The 22,254-nt window shown below is 65.7% G+C and carries 24 protein-coding genes and 1 tRNA gene; 5 read left to right on the top strand and 20 right to left on the bottom strand.

From position 1 onward, the window contains the following. Positions 1–250: 250 nt before the first annotated feature. Positions 251–865 carry an HAD-IA family hydrolase gene (locus tag QFZ54_RS12055; protein ID WP_307089430.1) on the bottom strand — a complete coding sequence of 205 codons (615 nt, stop codon included), beginning with the start codon at positions 863–865 and terminating at the stop codon, positions 251–253. 4 nt (positions 866–869) lie between these two features. Further along, positions 870–995: a type B 50S ribosomal protein L36 gene (ykgO, locus tag QFZ54_RS12050; protein ID WP_003046794.1), complete on the bottom strand. Its 126-nt coding sequence runs from the start codon at positions 993–995 to the stop codon at positions 870–872. A gap of 157 nt (positions 996–1,152) precedes the next feature. Between ykgO and QFZ54_RS12045 the strand changes: the two genes are divergently transcribed. The 5 genes from QFZ54_RS12045 to QFZ54_RS12025 all read left to right on the top strand — a co-directional run bounded on the left by QFZ54_RS12045 (position 1,153) and on the right by QFZ54_RS12025 (position 5,469). Further along, a complete protein-coding gene (locus QFZ54_RS12045) occupies positions 1,153–1,779 on the top strand; it encodes a DUF4136 domain-containing protein (protein ID WP_307087394.1) in 627 nt (208 codons plus the stop codon). A gap of 11 nt (positions 1,780–1,790) precedes the next feature. After that, entirely contained in the window at positions 1,791–2,912 is a 1,122-nt protein-coding gene (locus tag QFZ54_RS12040) for a M14 family metallopeptidase (protein ID WP_307087392.1), read from the top strand. Positions 2,913–3,006: 94 nt separating this feature from the next. Beyond that, entirely contained in the window at positions 3,007–3,693 is a 687-nt protein-coding gene (gene gpmA, locus QFZ54_RS12035; protein ID WP_307087390.1) for a 2,3-diphosphoglycerate-dependent phosphoglycerate mutase, read from the top strand. A 218-nt stretch (positions 3,694–3,911) separates the two neighbouring features. Next, a complete protein-coding gene (gene purE / locus QFZ54_RS12030; protein ID WP_307087388.1) occupies positions 3,912–4,388 on the top strand; it encodes a 5-(carboxyamino)imidazole ribonucleotide mutase in 477 nt (158 codons plus the stop codon). A gap of 13 nt (positions 4,389–4,401) precedes the next feature. Continuing rightward, positions 4,402–5,469 (top strand): 5-(carboxyamino)imidazole ribonucleotide synthase, encoded by a 1,068-nt coding sequence (locus QFZ54_RS12025; RefSeq protein WP_307087386.1) that lies wholly within the window; start codon positions 4,402–4,404, stop codon positions 5,467–5,469. Positions 5,470–5,645: 176 nt separating this feature from the next. Here QFZ54_RS12025 and QFZ54_RS12020 read toward each other — a convergent pair. From QFZ54_RS12020 to QFZ54_RS11935, 18 genes are all read right to left on the bottom strand, one after another. After that, positions 5,646–5,721: transfer RNA gene (locus QFZ54_RS12020), tRNA-Phe, on the bottom strand. Between the two features lie 53 nt (positions 5,722–5,774). Next, complete coding sequence (locus tag QFZ54_RS12015; RefSeq protein ID WP_307089428.1) at positions 5,775–5,963, bottom strand: DNA gyrase inhibitor YacG; 189 nt, start codon at positions 5,961–5,963, stop codon at positions 5,775–5,777. 5 nt (positions 5,964–5,968) lie between these two features. Further along, on the bottom strand, positions 5,969–6,916 hold the full coding sequence (locus tag QFZ54_RS12010) for a ribonuclease (protein ID WP_307087384.1): 948 nt from the start codon (positions 6,914–6,916) through the stop codon (positions 5,969–5,971). Beyond that, on the bottom strand, positions 6,909–7,475 hold the full coding sequence (locus QFZ54_RS12005) for a Maf family protein (protein WP_056063873.1): 567 nt from the start codon (positions 7,473–7,475) through the stop codon (positions 6,909–6,911). The genes QFZ54_RS12010 and QFZ54_RS12005 overlap by 8 nt, the downstream gene beginning before the upstream one ends. Before the next feature lie 48 nt (positions 7,476–7,523). Beyond that, positions 7,524–7,742 (bottom strand): translation initiation factor IF-1, encoded by a 219-nt coding sequence (gene infA, locus QFZ54_RS12000; protein ID WP_031441079.1) that lies wholly within the window; start codon positions 7,740–7,742, stop codon positions 7,524–7,526. Positions 7,743–7,922: 180 nt separating this feature from the next. Beyond that, positions 7,923–9,407, bottom strand: coding sequence for a DNA methyltransferase (locus tag QFZ54_RS11995; RefSeq protein WP_307087378.1), 1,485 nt, complete (start codon positions 9,405–9,407; stop codon positions 7,923–7,925). A gap of 104 nt (positions 9,408–9,511) precedes the next feature. Further along, positions 9,512–11,467, bottom strand: coding sequence for an alpha/beta hydrolase family protein (locus QFZ54_RS11990; protein ID WP_307087376.1), 1,956 nt, complete (start codon positions 11,465–11,467; stop codon positions 9,512–9,514). A 244-nt stretch (positions 11,468–11,711) separates the two neighbouring features. Further along, a complete protein-coding gene (locus QFZ54_RS11985) occupies positions 11,712–13,868 on the bottom strand; it encodes a sodium-translocating pyrophosphatase (RefSeq protein ID WP_307087372.1) in 2,157 nt (718 codons plus the stop codon). Between the two features lie 91 nt (positions 13,869–13,959). Beyond that, a complete protein-coding gene (thiL, locus tag QFZ54_RS11980; protein WP_307087369.1) occupies positions 13,960–14,853 on the bottom strand; it encodes a thiamine-phosphate kinase in 894 nt (297 codons plus the stop codon). A 114-nt stretch (positions 14,854–14,967) separates the two neighbouring features. Then, positions 14,968–15,423 (bottom strand): transcription antitermination factor NusB, encoded by a 456-nt coding sequence (nusB, locus tag QFZ54_RS11975; protein WP_307087367.1) that lies wholly within the window; start codon positions 15,421–15,423, stop codon positions 14,968–14,970. 220 nt (positions 15,424–15,643) lie between these two features. Then, a complete protein-coding gene (gene hisD, locus QFZ54_RS11970) occupies positions 15,644–16,939 on the bottom strand; it encodes a histidinol dehydrogenase (protein WP_307087365.1) in 1,296 nt (431 codons plus the stop codon). Between the two features lie 130 nt (positions 16,940–17,069). Next, entirely contained in the window at positions 17,070–17,735 is a 666-nt protein-coding gene (gene hisG, locus QFZ54_RS11965) for an ATP phosphoribosyltransferase (protein ID WP_307089425.1), read from the bottom strand. Between the two features lie 103 nt (positions 17,736–17,838). Then, positions 17,839–18,318: an RcnB family protein gene (locus QFZ54_RS11960; protein ID WP_307087363.1), complete on the bottom strand. Its 480-nt coding sequence runs from the start codon at positions 18,316–18,318 to the stop codon at positions 17,839–17,841. A 291-nt stretch (positions 18,319–18,609) separates the two neighbouring features. Beyond that, the gene (locus tag QFZ54_RS11955; protein WP_307087361.1) at positions 18,610–19,485 is read right to left on the bottom strand and encodes an alpha/beta fold hydrolase; all 876 of its coding nucleotides are present in this window, start codon (positions 19,483–19,485) and stop codon (positions 18,610–18,612) included. A 230-nt stretch (positions 19,486–19,715) separates the two neighbouring features. Next, complete coding sequence (locus QFZ54_RS11950; RefSeq protein WP_307087359.1) at positions 19,716–20,615, bottom strand: pirin family protein; 900 nt, start codon at positions 20,613–20,615, stop codon at positions 19,716–19,718. Positions 20,616–20,620: 5 nt separating this feature from the next. Continuing rightward, positions 20,621–21,064 carry an NUDIX hydrolase gene (locus QFZ54_RS11945; protein WP_307087358.1) on the bottom strand — a complete coding sequence of 148 codons (444 nt, stop codon included), beginning with the start codon at positions 21,062–21,064 and terminating at the stop codon, positions 20,621–20,623. A gap of 142 nt (positions 21,065–21,206) precedes the next feature. Then, positions 21,207–21,914 (bottom strand): glutathione S-transferase, encoded by a 708-nt coding sequence (locus QFZ54_RS11940; RefSeq protein WP_307087356.1) that lies wholly within the window; start codon positions 21,912–21,914, stop codon positions 21,207–21,209. Next, positions 21,914–22,201, bottom strand: coding sequence for a BolA family protein (locus QFZ54_RS11935; protein WP_307087354.1), 288 nt, complete (start codon positions 22,199–22,201; stop codon positions 21,914–21,916). The genes QFZ54_RS11940 and QFZ54_RS11935 overlap by 1 nt, the downstream gene beginning before the upstream one ends. Between the last annotated feature and the right edge of the window lie 53 nt (positions 22,202–22,254).

The raw sequence follows: 22,254 nt of genomic DNA, 5'->3' as shown, positions 1-22,254 counted from the left end.
CCGGTTGTGGGTCTGTTCCCTCGAACTACCCCGGCTTGGGGTCGGTTCGTCGACTCATCTTCGCTGCGGCATGTTTTAGAGAATCGCGCATTAGGCGAAATTACGGGGATTCGAGGACGGACGTAACGATCAGGATAATCGCGGTCCGTCAGCATCGTGTTACCTCCCGTCATCCTGACGAAAGTCAGGATCCAGAGCCGCGAGTGCTGGCGTTCTTTATTCTGAATCCCGACTTTCGTCAGGATGACGCCTAAGCCGCGATCGGGAGCCCAAGCTCGACCAACCGCGCGCGAAAACTCGCGGCATCCGTGAACAGCACCGATTCGATCCCCAACGCCCGCGCCGCCGCGACGTTCGCCGCATTGTCGTCGACGAACACAGTCTCCTCCGCCGCCAGCCCGAATCGCGCCAGCGCCAGCAGATAGATCGCCGCATCGGGCTTCACCATCTTCTCCTCGCCCGACACGACCACGTCGCGGAACCGGTCGAACAGATGCGCTTCACGCGCGCGGAAGGGTGGCCAGAACTCGTGGCTGAAGTTCGTGATCGCGAACAGCGGTACGCCGGCCGCGTCCAGTTCCTCGACGATCTCGTGCATCCCGGCGATTCGCGCACCGATGCTTTCGTTGAACCGCGGCCCCCAGGCAGCGATCAGGTCGGCATGGTGCGGATGCAACGCCGACAGCTCCGCCGAGGTGTCGGCGAAGTCGCGGCCAGCGTCGTGCTGGAAGTGCCAGTCGATCGTCACGACATCGCGCAGGAACGCGTCGAGCGCCCGATCGTCGTCGATCAGGCGCTCGTACAGGATCCGGGGATCCCAGTCGTAAAGGACACGACCGACGTCGAAAATGACGGCGGTCTTCAGGAGTTTAACCCTGGCGTGCCTTGAAGCGACGGTTGGTCTTGTTGATGACGTAGGTACGGCCACGACGACGGATCACGCGGTTATCGCGGTGACGATCCTTGAGCGACTTCAGGGAATTGCGGATCTTCATGATCGATTCGCTTCTTTTCAAATCTAGGTGTGCGGAAAGACGGGATCGCCTAATGGCGGGGTGTGTCCAAGTCAAGCAACGGACACGCTCTTACCATCCGGGAACCCACTCGGCTGGTCGGAGCGTTACTATAGCGCAACATTCTAAGGAAGTCCCGATGGCGGTACGTTCGATCCTGGTCCTGGCGCTGGCAAGCGCATCCCTCACCGCGTGCGCGACCGGCCCGTCGCTGCCGCCGACCGAGGTGCTGCGCTATCATCTGGGCGAGCCGATCGACCGCGGCACCATCGCGGTCCAGCCGCTGACGGGCGGCGGCCCGGCCAGCATCGAGTTCAAGACCTATGCCGCCGCCGTGCAGGGTCAGTTGCTCCAGGCTGGCTATAGCGTGCCGGCGCCGGGCGCGAAGCCGCTGCTGGTTGCTACCGTCGGCTTCACCCGTACCACGCAGGCGGGGCCGCCCCGGCAGTCGCCGATCAGCATCGGCATTGGTGGCGGCGGCTTCAGCGGTGGCGGCGGTCGTCGCGGCGGCGGTGGCGGCGTCGGGCTCGGCGGTGGCGTCGGCTTCCCGATCGGCGGCGGCGGCAGCACTGCGATCCTCGTCTCCGAGTTGTCGGTGACGATCAAACGGACCGCCGACCAGTCGCCCGTATGGGAAGGCCGCGCGCAGTCGTTCGCCGATGCCCGCAAGGAGGATGCGACGACCGATATCCAGGCCGGCAAGCTCGCCCGCGCGCTGTTCATGGGGTTCCCCGGTGAGTCCGGTCGCACTATTCAGGTGAAATGAACGCCCAAACAATGAGCCCGGTCACCATCAACGCAGCCTTCGATGGCGGCAACATCCGCGTTGTCGCCATCGAAGGAGACCGAATCGACCTGGAGATCGTCACCGATTTCCAGTCCGACTTTTTCCAGTGGTTCTATTTCCGCGTGGCGGGAGCGGCTGGACGGACTCTCACCTACCGCATCCTGAACGCTGGCAAGTCGGCCTACCCGTTCGGCTGGCCGGGCTACAAGGCGCGTGCCAGCACCGATCGCCAGGCGTGGCGGATGATCGAGACGCGGTACGCCGACGGCGTGCTCGAATTCGACTTCACCGCCGATACCGATCTCGCCTGGTTCGCCTATTTCGCGCCGTACACGATGGAGATGCACGAGGCTCTGGTCGCACGCACCGCGTTGCTGCCGGGCGTCGCGCACCGCGAACTCGGCCAGTCGCTCGACGGTCAGGCGATCGACTGCTTCACCATCGGCAGCGGTCCCAAGCAGGTCTGGATCTACGGGCGCCAGCATCCCGGCGAATCGATGACCGAATGGTGGATGGAAGGCGCGCTGGAGCGGCTGACCGATTCGGCCGATCCGGTCACCGCCGCGCTACTGGCGAAAGTTACCTTCAACGTCGTCCCCAACATGAACCCCGACGGTACGCGTCGCGGTCACCTGCGCACCAATGCCGTGGGGGTGAACCTCAATCGCGAATGGCACACGCCGACGCTAGAGAAGAGCCCCGAAGTCCTGTGCGTCCGCAACGCGATGGACCAGACCGGCGTCGACGTCGCGATGGACATCCACGGCGACGAGGCGATCCCCGCGAACTTCATCGCCGGCTTCGAAGGCATCGCCTCCTGGACCGACGCGCACGGCGAGAAATTCTACGAATACGGCCGGCGGCTCGCAGCGCACACGCCCGATTTCCAGACCGAGAAGGGCTATCCCAAGTCCGCGCCGGGCTCGGCGAACCTGTCGATGTCGACCAATCAGGTCGCCGAGCGCTTCGGTGCGGTGTCGATGACGCTGGAAATGCCGTTCAAGGATCACGACGCGAATCCCGATCCCGAGTTCGGCTGGTCGCCCGAGCGCTCGAAACGGCTCGCGCACGCGATGCTTGAGACGCTCGCCGACATGATCGATGAAATCTGAACTGGTTAGCGTGGATCTTGTTGGGCTGGTCATCGAGACATCGGACCGTGCGTTGGCCTAACCCTGCCTAACCTTCTTTTTACAGGAGCCCCGAATGCCGACCCTAGTCCTGATCCGCCACGGCCAGTCCACCTGGAACCTCGAGAACCGCTTCACCGGCTGGTGGGACGTCGACATGACCGAGAAGGGCGAGGCCGAGGCCAAGGCCGCGGGCGAACTGATGGCCGCCAAGGGTCTCGACTTCGACCAGACCTTCGTCAGCCTCCAGACGCGGGCGATCAAGACGCTCAACATCGCGCTCGAGGCGATGGGCCGGCTCTGGCTCCCGGTCGAGAAGGACTGGCGCCTGAACGAGCGGCATTACGGCGGCCTCACCGGGCTCGACAAGGCCGAGACCGCGGCCAAGCATGGCGATGCGCAGGTCCACATCTGGCGCCGCAGCTTCGACGTCCCGCCCCCGGCGCTCGACGACGGTAGCGAATTCGACCTGTCGAAGGACCGGCGCTATGACGGCATCACGATCCCCAAGACCGAGAGCCTCAAGGACACCATCGCCCGCGTGCTTCCATACTGGGACGAGCGCATCGCCCCCGCGCTGAAGGACGGCCAGCGCGTCTTGATCTCCGCCCACGGCAACTCGCTGCGCGCGCTGGTCAAGCACCTCTCCAACATCCCCGACGACGAGATCACCAGCCTCGAGATCCCGACCGGCCAACCGATCGTCTACGAACTCGACGCCGACCTGAAGGCAACGGACCGCTACTACCTCAGCGAGCGGTAAGCCCCTCTGAAGTAGCACCTCCCCGGCGAAGGCCGGGGCCCAGTTGGAAAGGTGGCAATAACGGAGCGTCGTCCCTCGTTAGCAACCTCTCCCAACTGGACCCCGGCCTCCGCCGGGGAGGTGCAGTTTTGCGTGGCAGGTACCATCCACCCACCAACAACATTGCCCTAACCCCCGCCCATCGCTAGGCACGGCGCTCCTTTGATCCGGGGACGGAAATGGCTCTAGTCGGCATCATTATGGGCAGCACCTCCGATTGGGAGACGATGCGCCACGCCGCCGAGACGCTCGACGCGCTCGGTGTCGCCTACGAGACCAAGGTCGTCTCCGCCCACCGCACTCCCCAACGCCTCTACGACTACGCGACCACCGCGGCGGACCGCGGCCTGAAAGTCGTGATCGCAGGCGCAGGCGGCGCGGCGCACCTCCCCGGCATGGCCGCCTCGATGACGCATCTCCCGGTGCTCGGCGTGCCGGTCGAATCAAAGGCGCTCAAGGGCATGGATAGCCTGCTCTCGATCGTCCAGATGCCCGGCGGCATCCCGGTCGGCACGCTCGCGATCGGCAAGCCCGGCGCGATCAACGCTGGGCTGCTGGCGGCTGCGATCCTCGCCACCTCGGACGATGCGCTGGCCGAGCGCCTGAAGGCCTGGCGCGCCGCACAGACCGATGCCGTCGCCACCGACCCCGCCTGAAGGACGCCGAGACATGACGCCGCTTCCCCCCGGATCGACCATCGGCATCCTCGGTGGAGGCCAGCTCGGCCGCATGCTCGCCACCGCCGCGGCGCAGCTCGGCTATCACACCCACGTCCTCGCGCCCGACCAGGAGAGCGTCGCCGCGCAGTCCGCCTCGACGATGACGCGCGCCGACTATTACAACCGCATCGTGCTGGCCGACTTCGCCGACGCCTGCGACGTTGTGACCTACGAGTTCGAGAACATCGCGGTCGAGCCCGTCGAATGGCTCGCCGACCGCGTCCCCGTCCATCCCAGCCCCCGCGCGCTCCGCGTCGCACAGGAGCGGATCGGCGAGAAACGCTTCGTGGAGAGCGTCGGCGGTCGTCCGGCACCGTGGGCCGCGGTCGACAGCTTCGAAAGCCTGCAAGCGGGCCTGGAGGCGATCGGCACCCCCGCCATCCTCAAGACCGCCCGCTTCGGCTATGACGGCAAGGGGCAGGTCAAGCTCGACACACGCGCCGCAGCGCACGCCGCCTGGGACGCGATCGGCGGCCCCGCGGTGCTCGAAGCCTTCGTCCCGTTCGAGCACGAGTTCTCGATCCTCATCGCCCGCGGTCTCGACGGCAGCATCGCCCGCTACGATTCGCCGCTCAACGTCCACCGCGACGCGATCCTCCGCCATTCGACCGTCCCCGCACTCGCCGCAGTGCTGGGCCAGGCCGACGAAGCCGCAGCGTTGGCGCAGCGGATCGCCGCCGAACTCGACTATGTCGGCATGCTGGCCTGCGAGTTCTTCGTCGGCGCCGATGGCCCGGTGTTCAACGAGATGGCCCCGCGCGTGCACAATTCCGGTCACTGGACGATTGAAGGCGCCGAATGCTCGCAATTCGAAAACCACATCCGCGCGATCTGCGGCCTCCCGCTAGGCGCGACGACGCTGACCGGTCGTGAAGCGACGATGGAGAACCTGATCGGCGACGACGCGGACCGCTGGGCAGAGTTGCTGGCCGAGCCCGGCGCGCACCTGCACCTGTACGGCAAGGGCACCGCGCGGGCAGGGCGGAAGATGGGGCACGTCACGCGGATCCGGCGCTAAAGGCCCATCAAGGATACCCCCCAATTCCGTTCGGCCCCCTTCCGTTCGCCCTGAGCGAAGTCGAAGGGTTCGACCCAAGCGAAGGTGATTCGACTTCGCTCAGCACGAACGGAATTTGGGGTCCAAGCTCGCTGCCTTGCGAGTGAACCGACAGCTTAAATCACGTGGTAAGAAAATGGTGCCCGGAGACGGGGTCGAACCGCCGACACTGCGATTTTCAGTCGCATGCTCTACCAACTGAGCTATCCGGGCACGTCCGGTCTGGGACCGGAGAAGCGTCCGACCTTGCGATCGGAAGGGCGCGTTTAGTCGGGGTCTTCGGCGCTGTCCAGCCCCGTTTGCGAGATTGGCCGCCCAGGAATGCGATAGCCTTCGCCGAGCCACTGCAACAGGTCGCGGTCGCGGTGGCGGCTCGAGCAGAACGGCTTGTATTCAGGCACCGCGGGCTGGTCGCAGATCGGGCATTTGACGGTCGGGGTGGTTGGGGCGGTCATGGGCATCAGGCGCTCTCCAGTTCGTGGACGACGCCCGTGCGGCGCGCGACTTCCGCCAGCCACTCGGGACGCGCCATGAGGCGTGAGTGGACGGCGGCGGGCAAGGTGTGGCGGCGCGATGCGGTCGGTGGGGTGCGTTCGAGCGTCCGCAGCGTCGCGCGGGCTGCTGCACCAACTGGATCGGCGCGTAGGATCTCCGGGATCGACACACGCGGACGAGGTCGGACGATCTGGAGGAAGCCGAAGCCGTTCATCGCAGTGCGCTCGAACGGTTGGAGGAGCGATTCGTCGATCGCGGCAGCGACGGCGTTGCGCTGAGCCTTGCCGGCGATGGTCGGGAAATCGATGCCGATCGAGCCGCCGATGCCGTGTCGGCGAATCGCGCTGGCGACGGCATGCGCGGCGGCGATGGCGAGCGTTTCGAGCGGCGGCGCACCGTCGACGTCGAACAACGTCATCGCTGGTGTCGGCGACAGTCGCAGCGCGCCGAGCGGAAAGACGATCTCGCCACTGACAGCCTCGTCGAGCAGTTCGGACCAACCCGCCGCTTCCAGTGCGTCGGGTTCGTGCGCTCGCGGACTGCGGACAGGCAGGCCGGTCGCCACGAGGCGTTCGTACAGCGTCGGTGCGGAGCAGGGGGCCAAGTCGGTCGGGACCGCCTTTGCGAGTTTGGCACGACCGGTCTCTGGCAGGGCTTCACGGACGATCTCGACGGTCAGGCTCGCGCCTTGCGTGATGCCCGTGGGGAGATGATTGATCAGAGCCTCTCCGCCCTCGAGAACGACGCGACCGCGTCGGCCCGGCAATAACTCCACGAGCCTTGCGCGGGCGACGAGGCCGACCTTCAACGCGCTACCGTCGTCGAGTTCGATCGCGGCTTCGATAATCTGATCATCGTGAACCAGCGCGGCGCGCGCTTCGCCGATACCGGCTTCGTAAAGCCACTCAGGCAAGCGCGACGCCAGCGGTCTTCAACAGTGCGCGCGTCTCGAACAGCGGCAGACCGACCACACCCGAATGACTGCCAGACAGGAAGCGGACGAACGCCTCCGCCCGGCCCTGGATCGCGTAGCCGCCGGCCTTGCCGAGCCCCTCGCCGCACGCGAGATAGTCGTCGATCTCGGCTGGGGACAGCGGCTTGAACGCCACGATCGTGTCGGCGATTCGGGTGCGGACCTTGCCGGTCGCGTCGATCACGCAGACCGCGGACAGGCAATGGTGGCGCCGGCCCGACAGCTTGCCGAGCAGGTCGCGCTGGATTTCCAGCGTGTCGGCGGGCGGAAGGATGCGGCTGCCGAGCGCGATCGTCGTATCGCCAGCGAGCACGATCTCGCCCTCCGCGCGCGCAACGGCACTGGCCTTCTCGATGGCGAGGCGCAGAGCATAGGCGCGGGGCGGTTCCGCCTTGCGCGGGCTCTCGTCGATGTCGGGAGATTCCACGCGCGACGGCACGACGCCGAGCCGTGCGAGCAGATCGCGGCGGCGGGGCGAGGAGGAGGCCAGGACCAGCATTGGTGCCTCGATGTTTGGGCTACGCACCGCGCAAACGGCGCGTGGCGCTTATTTGAAGCGGTAGGTGATGCGACCCTTGGTCAGATCGTACGGCGTGAGTTCGCACAGCACCTCGTCGCCGACCAGCACGCGGATGCGGTTCTTGCGCATCTTGCCGGCGGTGTGACCGAGAATCTCGTGGTCGTTTTCGAGCTGAACCCGGAACATCGCGTTGGGGAGGAGTTCCACCACGCGGCCGCGCATCTCGAGCAGTTCTTCCTTGGCCAAATATAATCTCTGAATTGGGGGAATTTCGGGACGAGCGCCCTTACCGCAGGTTCGCGAAAAAGGAAAGCACGGCCGAAGGCGGACACGGACGTTATGCCCGAACCCGCTTGCTTACCTCTCATATCGGCCGTCGGTGGTCATTGAACAAGGGCATGGGTCGGGGACAACGGACGTGCGCCGTCATAGCAAACTCGGTTGGAGCGCGATGGCTTCCCGCGCCGCACGCCGGAATGCGGCGCGGTCGACATTGGGAATGCGTGGCCGCTTGCCCTGGAACAGGTCGGCGAGCGTCAGGATCTGGAGTTTGGGGAATGCCTCGTCGACACCGGCGCGGTAGATCCCGACGGCGGCGGCACGGCGCTCCATCTCGCGGGTCGGCTTGGCGTTCATGATGAGGATACCGATGGGCGCCTTTTCGCGCGCGATCGTCGCGGCGAGCGTCTCGACCATCGCATTGTCGGGATTGAGGCCGCCCTTTACCGACACGATCGCGCGGTGCGTCACCATCTTGCCCGACGCCTGATCATGATCGTTGAAATAGATCAGCCCGTCGATCCCGCCATCCGCGCCTTTCTTCCGGCCGCCGAACGGCAGCGCATCGACCATCGAGACCGCCCACCACTGGAACTGGTATTTGTCGCGCAGCGCGAGGTCATAGGCCGAAGCGAGATCCTTCGGCGTACCCTCGACGGTAAAGGTGACGCCGGGAAACGCATCCTTCATCCGCTTTTCGATCAGCGAAATGGCGAGATGCGTCACGTCGATCCCGATCCATTGCCGCTTGAGCTTTTCCGCCGCGTGCACTGCGGTGCCGCAGCCGCAGAACGGGTCGAGCACGACGTCGCCTTCGTTCGACGACGCGGTGATGATGCGCTCGAGCAGTGCCGAGGGTTTCTGAGTCGGATATCCCAGACGCTCCTTCGACGACGCGTTGATGATCGGAATGTCCCACCAGTCGCCCAGCCTGACGCCGTCAGCCAGATAGATGCGATACGGCTCGGCGCCCTTGCGCTTCTGCCAGCGAAACCAGCGTCCGTCATCGTCCTCGCGGTAATGCGAATCGCGCTTGCCCGATGTCTCGCTATACGGGACGCGGATGTCGTTGAAGCGCCGCTGGTCGGTCTTGCCATAGAAGAGCAGCGTGTCGTGGAGCCGCTGGAACCGGTTGCTGGCTGCGGTATAGCGCCGGTAGCACCAGATGATCTCGTTCGCGATCTGGCGCTTGCCGAAGATCGCGTCGAGCAGCAGCTTCAGGTAATGGCTCGCGGTCGGATCGCAGTGGAGATACAGGCTCCCGGTCGACTTCAACACGCGGTGCAACTCCAGCAGTCGCACCGCCATCATCGCCAGATACGCCATCATGTCGTTGTCGCCGAGGAATCCGCGCATCGCGTTGAGCAGGTCGAACGCCTTGGTGCTACCGCTGCGTTGCACTTGGTCGAAGGCGTCCTCCGCAGTCTCGTTCCAATGCCAGGTATCCTCGAACGCCTCTATCTGCGCATTCGACGACTTGCCGTCGGGTTCCTTGAACAGGATGCCGTAATTGGCGTTCGAATTGAACGGCGGATCTAGATAGATCAGGTCGACGCTCTCGTCGGCGATTTCCTTGCGGAGGACTGCGAGATTGTCGCCGTAGAAGAGGTGATTCTCGGGACGATTGCGCATCGTCGGAAGATGCGGGGATAATCTCACCCGCGTCCAAGCGAGATGCATCCGTAGTCGGCCGATATGCTCCGATGTGGCGCTTTCGACGTGCAGTAACGCCCACGCTACGCCGGATTATACTTTGCCAGGAACGTGCCCATCGCCTTCAGGAATTCGAGCCGGTCCTCGCCGCGCGTGAAATGATGATCGCCGAGCGGTTGTTCGATATACTCGTACGGCTTGCCCGCCTCCTTCAGCGCGGCGGCCATCATCCGCGATTGCTTCACGGGCACGCGCTTGTCCTCTTTGCCGTGCAGCATCAGGATCGGGATCGAGAAGGTCGGTGCGCCGAAACGCGGAGAGACGCTGCGATAGTCCGGCGCCTGTTTCTTAAGCCAGTCGCCGCGGGTCTTTCCGTACAGGAACTTGCCATCGTAGCGCTGCATCGCCTGAAGATCGGACACGCCGGCATAGGAGATCGCGCAACGATACGGCGCCGCGTCGCCGGTCCCGTTCCGCTGCGCCGCGCGCATCGCCGCATAGCCACCATAGGACGCGCCGGCCATGCAGACGCGCTTCGGATCGGCGATGCCGAGCTTGGCCAGATGCGTGATCGCATCATCGAGATCGTCCTGCATCTTCAGGCCCCATTGCCCCTCGCCAAGCTTTGCGAAACTGGTGCCATAGCCGGAGGAGCCGCGGTAATTGGGCTGGACGACGGCATAGCCGGTCTCCGCCAGATACTGCGTCCACCAGTCCCAATCCTCCGAATCGCGCGCGAACGGGCCGCCGTGCGGCAATACGATCAGCGGCAGGGTCTTCGGGCTGTGCCCGCGCGGCAGGGTCAGCAGCGCCTCGATCTCGACGCCGTCGCGTGCCTTGTACCGGATCGTCGATACCGGGGACAACGTCCGCGCCTTCAGGTCGTTGTTCTGCCAGGAATAGCGCTGCATCGATTCGTTCGCAGGATCGTAGAAATACAGCGCCCCCGCCTGCGAAGGCGAGCCGACCTGCACCAGGAATTTGGACCGGGTGCGATCCCAGGAGACGATGCGCGCGCGTCGCTCGCCGACCGCCTTGTCGACCGCGTCCTGGATTTCCTTCAGATTGGGGTTCAGCCAGACGGTATGGCCGAAGCGATCGGTGACGGTGATGCCGTCGATGTCGTCGCCGGTCGCGTTCTCGACCACGCCATCGACGTCGTAGCCGTCGGCACCGTACAGCTTCTTGCCGAGCTTCAGGTTGGGCAGCGAGACCTCGAACACCTCGTCCCGACCGCCTGAATCGTCCGTCGCGATCGCCGTACCGTCGGCGCGGAACGTGACGGGGATGACGATATCCTGCTTGCCGCGGGTCGAGGCGATGACCTTGAACGGATCGCGATTGGCGCTGCGGTACAGAAGCGAGCTCTTGCGGGTGTCGTCGTCGTAGCGATAGCCCATCCGGACGACGCCTGCGCCATCGGCATACCAGTCGAACACGTTCGTCTGGCCGCCGGCGACGGTTTTGGCCTTGCCTGTCGACAAATCGATCTCGGCGACCGCGGGATACCATTGGCTTTCGCTTTCGATCCCGGTCTGGCGCGACAGCAGGACACGCGGTGTGCCGTCGCGTGCCGCCCAAAGGATGTCGTCCGCGCGGACGCCCGAATTCTTCCAGTCGATCCGGTTGATCTTGGTCATGTCGGCTTTGACGCCCAGCGTGCGCGTGACGTAGATTTCCTCGCCATACAGCATGTCCTGCGAACCGATGCCGACCGCCAACCAGTCGTCACCGACCCAGCGCCACCAATTGATGTCGACGGTCGAGCCGACCTTGGCCGCGACGACCTTGCCGCCGGGGAACAGCGGCGCGACGACCAGCACCTGCGCCCCGTCGATCGCCATCTTCGCCGCTATGCGCGTGCCGTCGGGCGACAGTTTGGGATTCGCGATGGTCGGAAGCTTGGCGAAGGTTTCGACCGGCACCCGGTCCGACAGCGTGGCGCTCGTTTTCGGCGTCGAGGCGGGCGGTGGCGCGGTCTGCGCCGCCACGATCGCCGGTATCATTGCGCCGGCCAGCAGGCCCATACGCCACGTCATGAATAGTCTCCCCCCGGCCATTCCCCAACGACCGTTTGGACAGAGTATCGCGTTCGGTAGCCGGTACAAGAGGAGGTCGCAGCGTATCGGCGCAATGCCGATGTCGATCGGACTGGGCGGAAATCGCTCAAGCGGCGCATAGCCTTGGTATCGCGCGGGAATGAACGAGAATATTCAGGTACCGGGCGATAAATGGATCGCCGAGCGGTCAGCGTAACTTGGCCGCGCGGCGATCTCTTTTAGATCAGCCGACCCCGCTGCCGGCCAGTGCTGCGAGCAACAGCAGCGCGACGATGTTGGTGATCTTGATCATCGGGTTCACCGCGGGCCCCGCCGTGTCCTTGTAGGGATCGCCGACCGTGTCACCGGTGATCGCGGCCTTATGCGCCTCGGACCCCTTGCCGCCGTGGTTGCCGTCCTCGATGTATTTCTTGGCATTATCCCACGCACCGCCGCCGCTCGTCATCGAGATCGCGACGAACAGCCCGGAGACGATCACGCCGAGCAGCATCGCACCGAGCGCGGCGAAGCCGGCGGCCTGGCCGGCGACCGCGGTGATGATGAAATACACGGCGAGCGGGGACAGCACCGGCAGCAGCGAGGGCACGATCATCTCGCGGATCGCCGCCTTGGTGACGAGGTCGACGGTGCGCGCATAGTTCGGGCGGCTGGTGCCCAGCATGATGCCGGGGTTGTTGCGGAACTGCTCGCGGACTTCCTCGACGACGGCACCGGCTGCGCGACCGACTGCGGTCATGCCGAATGCGCCGAACAGATACGGGAGCAGCGCGCCCAGGAGCAGCCCAACGATGACGTACGGGTTGGACAGGCTGAAATCGACCGTGACGTCGGGAAAGTAGGTCGCGAGGTCGGTGGTATACGCGCCGAACAACACGAGCGCGGCAAGTCCCGCCGAGCCGATCGCATAGCCCTTGGTCACCGCCTTGGTGGTGTTGCCGACCGCATCGAGCGCATCGGTGCGCTGGCGGACGTCGTCGGGCAGGCCGGCCATCTCGGCGATCCCGCCTGCATTATCGGTGACGGGGCCATAGGCGTCGAGCGCGACGACCATGCCGGCCTGCGCGAGCATCGCGGTCGCGGCAAAGGCGATGCCGATGATCCCGGCGAGCTGGTACGCGACGATTACCGCGACGACGATCACGAGCGTCGGCATAGCGGTCGATTCGAGGCTGATCGCCAGGCCCTGGATGACGTTGGTACCGTGGCCCGTCTCCGACGCCTTGGCGATCGACTGGACCGGGCGGTGGTTGGTGCCGGTGTAATATTCGGTAATCCACACGATCAGCCCGGTCACGACGAGGCCGATCATCATCGACCAGAACAAGTCCATGCCTGTGAAGCTCTGCGTCAGCGACGGTGCGGCCTGCGTCGTCAGGTCGTCGGTGGCCGGATCCAGGAACCCGGCGCCGCCGATCACGCGGTGGAGGTCGCCGAGCACGTGCTGCGTGGCGAGGTAGATCGCCGGGATCGACAGGACCGTCGAGGTGAAGAAGCCCTTATAGAGCGCGCCCATGATCGAGCCCTTGCCGAGCCGGACCATGTACGTGCCGATGATCGAGGTGACGATGCACACCCCGCCGACGAGCAGCGGGAGGGTCATCAGCCGCATCAGCTCGGCGCCGCTCGCCTGGATCAGCAGCGCGATCGAGATCATCGTGACGCCGAGCGTGACGACGTAGGTCTCGAACAGATCGGCCGCCATGCCCGCGCAATCGCCGACATTGTCGCCGACATTGTCCGCGATCACGGCGGGGTTGCGGGGATCGTCCTCGGGAATGCCGGCCTCGACCTTGCCGACCAGATCCGCGCCGACGTCCGCCGCCTTGGTGAAGATGCCGCCGCCCAATCGCGCGAAGATCGAAATCAGCGATGCGCCGAATGCGAGGGCTGTGAGTGCCTCGACGATGATCCGGTCGTTGGGGGCGTGGCCTGCGGGACCGGTGAGGTACCAGAAGAACGCGCTGATCGCGAGTAGGCCGAGACCCGCCACGAGCATGCCGGTGACCGCGCCCGAGCGGAACGCCATCGTCAGCCCGGCTTGCAGCGACGTCCGCGCGGCCTCGGCGGTGCGGACGTTGGCGCGGACCGAGATGTTCATGCCGACATAGCCCGCGACACCCGACAGCACCGCGCCGATGACGAAGCCGATCGTCGAGATATAGCCGAGCGTCACCATGAGGATCACCGCGACGATGACGCCGACGATCGCGATCGTGGTATATTGTCGCCCGAGATACGCCTTCGCGCCCTCTTGGATGGCGGCGGCGATGTCCTGCATCTTCTCGTTGCCGGGGGAGGCGGCGAGCACCTGTCGACTGGTGACGAAACCATATAGGACGGCAATTACGCCGCAGATCATGGCCAAATAGACGATCGTCATACGGCGCTATCCCTCTTTTCAGGTCCTCTCCGGTCCCGACTTTGCCGAGTCCCGATGTAAGGAACCTACCAGTGCAGGGGCATTGCGCAAGTTATCCGCGAGGGGCGTGCTCGTAGCCTAGACTTGAGGGGAGCGGGACGGGCTTTCCCGAGTCGTGGAGCGTGAGCCCGAAGCCGGCTGAGAACGTACCGACGGGGGTTGCGTCGGTGACGAAATCTTGCGGTGCAGCGAACAGGAGTTGGTAGTCGTCGCCGGCGGTCGCTGCGGCGAGGCGGTCGCCCGAGAAGGCGCGGTAGGCAGCCGACAGGGGAATCCGGGCGAGGTCGATCGCGACCGCGACGCCGCTGGCGCGCGCCATGCGGGCGGCATCGATGAGGAGGCCATCGGACACGTCCATCATCGCGTGGACATGGGGGGCGAGGATGCGGCCGTCAGCGAGTCGGGGCTGCGGGCGACGGTAGGCGGCGAGCAGTTCGAGCGAACCATCCTTGCCCAGCGCGATCGCAAGTCCTGCGCCTGCGTCGCCGATCGTACCGGTGACGTAGAGAGCGTCGCCGGCTTTCGCGCCGCCGCGGGCCGGGGCGGCGGCGTCGCTCCCGAATGCGGTGACGGTGAGGATGCGCGGCGCGTTCGGGGGAAGCGTGACGGTGTCGCCGCCGATGATGCGCGTGTTGAATTTGGTCAGGACGTCGGCGAGCCCTTCGAGGAACGCGCGATCCCACGCGTCGTCGCCGAGCGGGTAGTTGAGGAGGATACCCTCGGGGTTCGCGCCCTTGGCGGCGAGATCGGAAAGGTTGGTCGCGACCAGCTTCCATGCGACGTCGTGCGCAGGGTCGGTCGGGAGGAAATGCATGCCCTCGACCAACGTGTCGGTGGTGACGACCAGCGGGCCCGCGTCGAGCAGCGCCGTATCGTCGTCGAGGCCGCGCGCCGCCGGATGCAGCGGGAGCTGGCGGAGAGCGGCAATGAACTCGGCTTCGGTCATTCTCTGCTCCCTCTCCCCTCCGGGGAGAGGGCTGGGGTGAGGGGCCGTTCCAGGTGCCGCACTGCTTGGCAGCCCCTCACCCCGACCCTCTCCCCGGAGGGGAGAGGGAGTTCGTCAGGCTCGCACGTCCTTGGCGATCCCATCGAGCAGCCCGTTCACGAAGCCCGATTCGCGCTTGTCGTAGAACGCATGCGCGACGTCGACATATTCGCTGATCACTGCGGCCACCGGCACGTCCTTGCGCGCGAGCAGTTCATACGTGCCGACGCGAATGATCGCCTTCATAGGCTTGTCGAGCCGCGCGAGCGTCCAGCCTTTGGCGAGCTTGCCCTCGATCAGCACGTCGATCTCGCCGGCGCGGGCGTTGGCGCCAGTGACCAGATCGTCGAAGAAATCGACGTCGGCCTCGGCATATTCAACGTCTTCGATGGTCGCGCCGAGGCGGTGCTGGTGGAATTCGTTGAGCAGGACAGGCATCGCGGTACCCTCCATCTCGTGCTGGTACGTGGCCTGGACGGCGGCGAGGCGAGCGGCGGCACGCGCCTTGGTGCGGGGGGCGGTTCGAGTCATAAGCGGTTGCCTGTAGGCGCGGGGCGGCTTTGTGTCAGCCCTTTGCGTTCCCGTGCGGGTTGGCGAAGAAGGTTTGTTCACGCGGAGGCGCGGAGGCGCGGAGGCGCGGAGATGTTGCGTGCGGCGCAGCCGCTTCTATCTCTTCATCCGCCGATGATCGAAGGGCCGCTACGCGGCAAGGTCGACACCTCCGCGTCTCCGCGTCTCCGCGTGAACCAATCTAACTGTTGAGCCGCAGCCGCAAAGCCACCGATTTTGCATGGGCAGGCAGGCCTTCGGCGTTTGCCAAAGCGACCGTGGCAGGTCCAAGCTCGCGCAAGGCGGCTTCGTCCAACGCTAGGAAACTGGTGCGCTTCATGAAGTCGAGCACCGACAGCCCGCTGGCAAACCGCGCGCGGCGGCCGGTAGGGAGGACGTGGTTGGGGCCGGCGACGTAATCGCCGATCGCTTCCGGAGTGTAGCGTCCGAGGAACACCGAGCCGGCGTGGCGGATGCGGTCAAAGAATCCTTGCGGGTCGGCGATCGCCAGCTGGAGATGCTCGGCGGCTAGACGGTCGACCAGAGGAATCGCATCCGCCAGCGTATCGACCACGACGATCGCGCCATTGGTGTCCCAAGCGACGCGCGCAACGGCTTCGGTAGCGAGGTCGCGCAACTGGCGGTCGACCGCATCTGCCACCTTGTCGGCGAACGCGGCATCGTCGGTGAACAGGATCGACTGCGTGGTCACGTCATGCTCGGCCTGGCTGAGCAGGTCGGCGGCGGTCCACTCGGGGTCGTTGAGCGCATCCGCGACGACGACGATCTCGGACGGACCCGCGACCATGTCGATGCCGACGACGCCGTAGACCTGGCGCTTGGCCTCGGCGACCCAGGCATTGCCGGGGCCGGTGATGACGTCGACCGGTTCGATCCTACCCGCGCCATATGCCAGCGCTGCGACCGCCTGTGCACCGCCGACGCGCCACACTTCGTCGACCCCCGCGAGGTGCGCGGCGGCGAGGACTAGCGGGTTGATCTGGCCGTCCGGGGTCGGTGTGACCATCGCAAGGCGTCCAACGCCGGCCACTTTGGCGGGGATCGCGTTCATCAGCAGCGACGAGGGATAGGCAGCGCGACCACCGGGAACATAGATGCCGGCAGCATCGACGGGCAACCAGCGCGCGCCAAGCCTCACACCAGCCGAGTCGACCGAGTCGCTGTCGAGCGGGCGCTGTTTCTCGTGATAGGCGCGGATGCGGGTGGCAGCGAGTTCGAGCGCCGTGCGGAGGTCCGGATCAAGCGCGTCGAACGCGGCCTTGCAGTCGGCGGCGTCGATCTGCCAGCCCGTAGCTTCCAGATCGTGGCGGTCGTGCTTCTGCGTGAGGTCGCGGACCGCGGTTTCGCCATCGCGGCGGACGGATGCAATGATCGCAGCGACGTCCTGCGTGACGCCAGCGTCGGACTCGCGGCGGTCCTCGACGAGCGCGGTGAAGCGCGTCGCAAAGTCCGCGTCGGATGTAGATAGACGGATCACTTGCCCCCCTCCCGCAAGCGGGAGGGGCTGGGGGTGGGCACGCGCTCGCCGCGGGCATCACGCCGGAGGATAGCGCGAGCCCAACCCCCGATCCCTTCCCCCACGCGGGAAGGGGAGCAGAAGAGCGCGCTCATGCTGCGATCTCCTGCGCTTCGACAGCGCGACGGAACGCCTCGACCAGCGGCACGACCCGAGCACGCGTTTTCATCGCGGCGCGGTTGACGACCAGGCGGCTGGTGACTTCCATGATCGTCTCGACCTCGACCAGGCCGTTCTCCAAAAGCGTGCGGCCCGACGACACGAGATCGACGATCCGCGGCGCCAATCCCAAGGTCGGCGCCAACTCCATCGCACCGTTGAGCTTCACGCACTCCGCCTGCACGCCGCGGCTAGCAAAATGCGCTGCGGTAACATGCGGGTATTTGGTCGCGACGCGGACATGGCTCCAGCCGCGCGGATCGTCCTTCGCCGCCATTTCGGCAGGCTCGGCGACCGACAGGCGGCAATGGCCGATGCCGAGATCGACCGGCGCGTACAGTTCCGAATAGCCGAACTCGGCGATTACGTCCGAGCCGACGATGCCGAGTTGCGCCGCACCGTGCGCGACGAAGGTGGCGACGTCGAACGCGCGCACCCGGATCAGCGAGATCGCCGGATCGTTGGTCGCAAAGCGCAACGCCCGTGAGTTCTCGTCCGAGAACGACGCTTCCGGATGCACCCCGGCGCGCGCGAGCAGCGGCAGGGCCTCGGCGAGGATGCGTCCCTTGGGGACGGCGATGATGATTTGGGGGATGATTTGAGAATCTGGCACGCGCCCGGCTTTACGGTTGGGCCGGAGCGGGTGCAACCGTCGCCAGACGGCTACCGGCCCGGGATCGCTCCCGGGCCGGTGATCGAGATCAATAGAAGAAGCCGTTGTTGACTTGAGCGACGCGGCCGTTGCGCGTGTCGACCAGGACGACGTCGCGGCCGTAGCGGACCCAGCGTTGATAGCCATAGCCCGGACGGGGCAGGCGATACGTCTGGTAGTCGTTGATCCAGTAGTTGCGACCGTAATAGGCCGGCGCGAAGCGATAGCCGACGGTCACGGGGCGATAGCGATAGCCGCGCGGGCCGACATAGGCGGGGCGGCGATAGACATTAGCGTGGGTGCGCCGATAGTCGCGCCAGTCCTCGCGCGCTTCACGACGATCTTCGCGCAGTTCCTGACGGGCTTCGCGGATGTCACCGCGGTCGCCGTAGCGGCGTGCGCGCTGCAGGTCGCGCTGGCTCTCGCGGATTTCGCGCTGGTCGCGGCGGACTTCGCCGTAGCTTTGCGCGGTGGCGAAGGTGGGGACAAGGGTGGCGGCGGCAACGGCCGCGAGGATCATCTTACGCATGACTGCTCTCCTGTATCTGGCGCCGTTCGAAACGGCATGACACGGGTTTTGCTCCCGCGCCGCTGAACGATCGCAGAATGTGGTCGTCAGGATTTAGACAGGTGGCAAAGGTTTGGAATTATATGCGGATATGCAGCGGGATACGCCCCCCCCGGCAAAGGCCGGGGTCCAATTGGAGAGGTTGCAGTAACGTAGCGCTGCCCTGAGTTACGACCGTCCCCAGTTGGGCCCCGGCCTTCGCCGGGGGGTATCGTAGGTGAAGGGTACGTACATCGCTGACCGGCGCTTGGATCAGATCCCCCAGCGGCGCATCGCGGCGATCACCTCGTCGGGTTTTTGCCAAGGCACGAAATGACCCGCATCGATCTTTTCGATCGTGAGATCGGGGACATAGCCGGCGAGGTCGAGCTGGCTTGGGAGCAGCGCGCTGTCCTCCATACCCCAGATCACCAGTACCGGCATCGCGGTCGGGGGAAACGGTGCATCGAGAAAGGCGGGGCGCGGCGGGGTCTCGTCCATTGCGGGGACGACGATCGCGCTGGCGCGGTACCAGTTGAGCATTGCGGTGATCGCGCCGGGCTGGCCCCATTCGTCGAGATAGGCGGCCTTGTCCTCGGCCATCGCGGCGAGATCGGCGTGTTTGGAAAAACTCGTGTCGAAGAAGGTTTCGAGGCCGATAGACTCGATGTGCTTTTCGAGATCGGGGTTGCGGAAGGCGCGGATATACTGGCTGGCGGCGCGCTGTTCGAGGTCGTCGAACATGGTCCGCTGGAAGACGAGCGGGTGGGGGGCGTTGATGATGACGAGCTTCGCGATGCGCTCGGGGTGGCGCAGCGCGGCCATCCAGGCGACCGCGCCGCCCCAGTCGTGACCGACGAGCGTGAACCGTTCAATCTTCAGGTGATCGGCGAGCGCGATCAGGTCTGCGACGATCTTGTCGGGGGTGTAGCTGTCGACGCCCTCCGGTTTGGAGGAGCGCGCGAAGCCGCGTTGATCGGGGGCGATGACGTAATGGTCGCGGGCGAGGTCCGGAGCGATGGCGCGCCAGGTGCGATGGGATTCTGGGAAGCCGTGGAGGAGGATGACGGGCGGGTTGGCCGGGTCGCCGGTGATCGCGACGTCGAGGGTTACGCCAGTGGACAGCGTGATGCGTTGTAAGTCCGACATTATTCCCCTCCCGCTTGCGGGAGGGGTCAGGGGAGGGCCTGCCCGTCGCGCTGCCTGCTGGTCATGCCCTTACTCGACAAAGCCCGCAAGCTGACTAAGCCAAGGGAGCAGGCGCTGGTGCTCCCCTCTCGCTCGCGGGAGGGGCTGAGGTCGCGGTCAGTCGCAAGCGGATCACTCGTTGATGGCGCGTGCCCACCCCCTGCCCCCTCCCGCTTGCGGGAGGGGAGGAGTCACGGATAGCTGACCGTCTTGGGGATCGCGGGGATCTCGATCCATTCCTTTTCGTCGCCGGGCACTTTCGGGAAATTGCCCGCGTTCCAGTCGCGTTTCGCCTGTTCGATGCGGTCGCGGTTCGAGCTGACGAAGTTCCACCAGACATGGCGCGGGGTCGTGAACGCATCGCCGCCGCACAGCATCGCGCGGCCGCCATGCGCCGACCGCAGCGTCGCCGAGATACCAGGCCGGAGCACGTACAGCACCTGCGGCTCGAGCTTTACGCCTTCCAGCGTGGCCTCGCCCATCGCGAGATAGATCGCGCGCTCCTCCGCCGCCGCATCGATCGGCACGCTCGCGCCGGGATCGAGCGCGATGTCGGCGTAGATCGTCCCCGAATAGGTCGTCGTCGGCGCGGTCTGGCCCCAGAGGCTCCCCATGATGATCCGCGAGCGAGCGCCGTGCGCCTCGATCGTCGGCAGCTGTGCCTTGGTGACGTGCTCGAACGCGGGATCGATCTCCTCGACCGCCTCGGGCATCGCCAGCCAGGTCTGGATACCCGACAGGTTCGGCCCTTCGGCACGCTCGTCGCCGGGCGAGCGTTCGGAATGGACGATGCCGTGGCCCGCGGTCATCAGGTTCACCGCGCCCGGCTCGATCCGCGCCTGCGTGCCGAGCGAATCGCGGTGATCGATCGCGCCGTCGAACAAGTATGTGACGGTCGACAGGTTGATATGCGGATGCGGGCGCACGTCGATGCCCTGGCCGATTTCGAGATGCGCGGGGCCCATCTGGTCGAAGAACAGGAACGGACCGACCATCGTCCGTTCCTTGTTCGGCAGCGTGCGGTGGACCTTGAACCCGCCGAGATCGTGCGTCGACGGCAGGATGGTCTGGAGGACGAAATCGTCGAGCATGCGCGTTATCCCTTGGCAGGTTCCGTGGCGTCGAGGAGCTCGACCAGGTCTGCGGGATAGAGCGTTTCGTGAAAGCCCGCGATGTCGTTTCGGGAAAACCAGCGGTGACCGACGAGCAGTTGCTTCTCCTGTTCGGTGAGATTGCCCGCCTTCACCTCGCAGGTGTCGACGTCGATCCGGAAATAGCGTTCGTCCGCGGTCACCTCGACGCCTTCGAAGGTCAGGAAGTCGATGGTGCGTTGCGCGACTTCGGGGCCGCAGTCGATGTCGAGGCCGACTTCTTCCCACAGCTCGCGGCGAGCGGCGGCGGCGTAGCTCTCGCCCGGATCGACCGCGCCGCCGGGCGTGCACCAGAGCGGGGGGCGATCGGCGGGGGTGAAGCGGAACATCAGCACGCGGCCCTCGCGGTCGACGAGCAGAATGCGCGCGGCCGGGCGCAGAGTTCTCATAACCCGATGCACCTCCCCGGCGAAGGACGGGGTCCAGTTGGAAAGGTCGATATGGCGAAGGGCCGTCCATCGTTACCCCTGTCTCCCAACTGGACCCCGGCCTTCGCCGGGGAGGTGCTGGGTGTGGGGATGCTGCCAAAACTCATACGGCGTCGAGCTCGGGATAGGCGCGGAAGATGCCGTCGGTGCTGAAGGCGAGACGCCGATCGCTTCTCAGATACGCCTTGATCCCCGGCAGCTCGGCGACCTGATCGTGGAGGCGGACGAGGTTCGGGTACTCGGACTCGAGCGTCTTCATCCGCTTGGGGAACATGTACCGCAGCCCCTCGACCAGCTGGAACAGCGAGGTGTCGGCATAGCTCCACTTGTGATCGATCAGCCAATCGCCCGGATTGGCCTGCGCCGCATCCTCGAAATGACCGAGATATTTCGGCATCCGCTCTTCGCGGAACTGCTTGGCGGCCCGCGCGGCTTCGGGTTTCTGGTCGTCGTAATAGTCCATCATCGCGACAGGATGGTGGACGTTGTGGACCTCCGCGACGAGGTCGGCGATCGTCAGCTGGAGCTGGTTGAGCCAGAGCCGGTCCGCCATGGCCGACGGCGCGAGGCCGTGGCGCTCGCCGAGATACATCAGGATGTTGGCGACCTGCGCGATCACCAGACCGTCCAGCTCCAGATAGGGCGGCGCGAACGGCGTCCGGCCGGTGCGGTCGTTGAGATCGGCCATCAACCCGTCCTCGCCCACCGCTCGCGCGCAATCCTCATACGCAATCTCCGCGCCTTCGAGCGCGAGGCGGACGAACTCGCCGCGCCCCTGCAGCGAGGGCCAATACCAGAGCTTATACGCCATCAGATTTCCCCGGGCGCGCGGGCCTTGATGGCGAGCGCATGGATCTGCGTGCTCAACAGATCGGCCAGCGCTTGGTTCACCAGCCGCTGGCGGGCCACTCGGTTAAGCCCCTCGAACTTCGGCGTTTCCACCTCGACCCGGAAATGCGTCTCGCCGGTGCCGTCGTCGCCCATATGGCCGGCATGAAGGCCGCTCTCGTTGACGACGGTCAGGTGCGTCGGGGCGAGGGTCGCCGTGAGGCGGGCGGTGATCTGGTCCTGAACGGAGCCGGTGGCGAGGTCTGTCATGGTCCCTATATAGCCCGTTTTGGAAGCGCGGGGAGCCGGTGGCGGACGACGAT

Origin of the sequence: Sphingomonas faeni (genome assembly GCF_030817315.1) — a bacterium.
GTDB classification, from domain to species: domain Bacteria; phylum Pseudomonadota; class Alphaproteobacteria; order Sphingomonadales; family Sphingomonadaceae; genus Sphingomonas; species Sphingomonas faeni_C.
Note: the sequence above shows the minus strand (reverse complement) of the source record. Positions and strands in the feature narration are given on the sequence as shown.

What these genes read in the sequence shown, in the direction of transcription:
- QFZ54_RS11995 (WP_307087378.1), bottom strand. Translation starts at nt 9,407, where the DNA reads ATGCGCAATCGTCCCGAGAATCACCTCTTCTACGGCGACAATCTCGCA.
- QFZ54_RS11955 (WP_307087361.1), bottom strand. Translation starts at nt 19,485, where the DNA reads ATGTCGGACTTACAACGCATCACGCTGTCCACTGGCGTAACCCTCGAC.
- QFZ54_RS11950 (WP_307087359.1), bottom strand. Translation starts at nt 20,615, where the DNA reads ATGCTCGACGATTTCGTCCTCCAGACCATCCTGCCGTCGACGCACGAT.
- ykgO (WP_003046794.1), bottom strand. Translation starts at nt 995, where the DNA reads ATGAAGATCCGCAATTCCCTGAAGTCGCTCAAGGATCGTCACCGCGAT.
- gpmA (WP_307087390.1), top strand. Translation starts at nt 3,007, where the DNA reads ATGCCGACCCTAGTCCTGATCCGCCACGGCCAGTCCACCTGGAACCTC.
- QFZ54_RS12025 (WP_307087386.1), top strand. Translation starts at nt 4,402, where the DNA reads ATGACGCCGCTTCCCCCCGGATCGACCATCGGCATCCTCGGTGGAGGC.
- QFZ54_RS11935 (WP_307087354.1), bottom strand. Translation starts at nt 22,201, where the DNA reads ATGACAGACCTCGCCACCGGCTCCGTTCAGGACCAGATCACCGCCCGC.
- thiL (WP_307087369.1), bottom strand. Translation starts at nt 14,853, where the DNA reads ATGACCGAAGCCGAGTTCATTGCCGCTCTCCGCCAGCTCCCGCTGCAT.
- nusB (WP_307087367.1), bottom strand. Translation starts at nt 15,423, where the DNA reads ATGACTCGAACCGCCCCCCGCACCAAGGCGCGTGCCGCCGCTCGCCTC.
- purE (WP_307087388.1), top strand. Translation starts at nt 3,912, where the DNA reads ATGGCTCTAGTCGGCATCATTATGGGCAGCACCTCCGATTGGGAGACG.
- QFZ54_RS12005 (WP_056063873.1), bottom strand. Translation starts at nt 7,475, where the DNA reads ATGCTGGTCCTGGCCTCCTCCTCGCCCCGCCGCCGCGATCTGCTCGCA.
- QFZ54_RS12040 (WP_307087392.1), top strand. Translation starts at nt 1,791, where the DNA reads ATGAGCCCGGTCACCATCAACGCAGCCTTCGATGGCGGCAACATCCGC.
- QFZ54_RS11945 (WP_307087358.1), bottom strand. Translation starts at nt 21,064, where the DNA reads ATGAGAACTCTGCGCCCGGCCGCGCGCATTCTGCTCGTCGACCGCGAG.
- QFZ54_RS11990 (WP_307087376.1), bottom strand. Translation starts at nt 11,467, where the DNA reads ATGACGTGGCGTATGGGCCTGCTGGCCGGCGCAATGATACCGGCGATC.
- QFZ54_RS11940 (WP_307087356.1), bottom strand. Translation starts at nt 21,914, where the DNA reads ATGGCGTATAAGCTCTGGTATTGGCCCTCGCTGCAGGGGCGCGGCGAG.
- QFZ54_RS12015 (WP_307089428.1), bottom strand. Translation starts at nt 5,963, where the DNA reads ATGACCGCCCCAACCACCCCGACCGTCAAATGCCCGATCTGCGACCAG.
- QFZ54_RS11960 (WP_307087363.1), bottom strand. Translation starts at nt 18,318, where the DNA reads ATGCGTAAGATGATCCTCGCGGCCGTTGCCGCCGCCACCCTTGTCCCC.
- QFZ54_RS11985 (WP_307087372.1), bottom strand. Translation starts at nt 13,868, where the DNA reads ATGACGATCGTCTATTTGGCCATGATCTGCGGCGTAATTGCCGTCCTA.
- QFZ54_RS12045 (WP_307087394.1), top strand. Translation starts at nt 1,153, where the DNA reads ATGGCGGTACGTTCGATCCTGGTCCTGGCGCTGGCAAGCGCATCCCTC.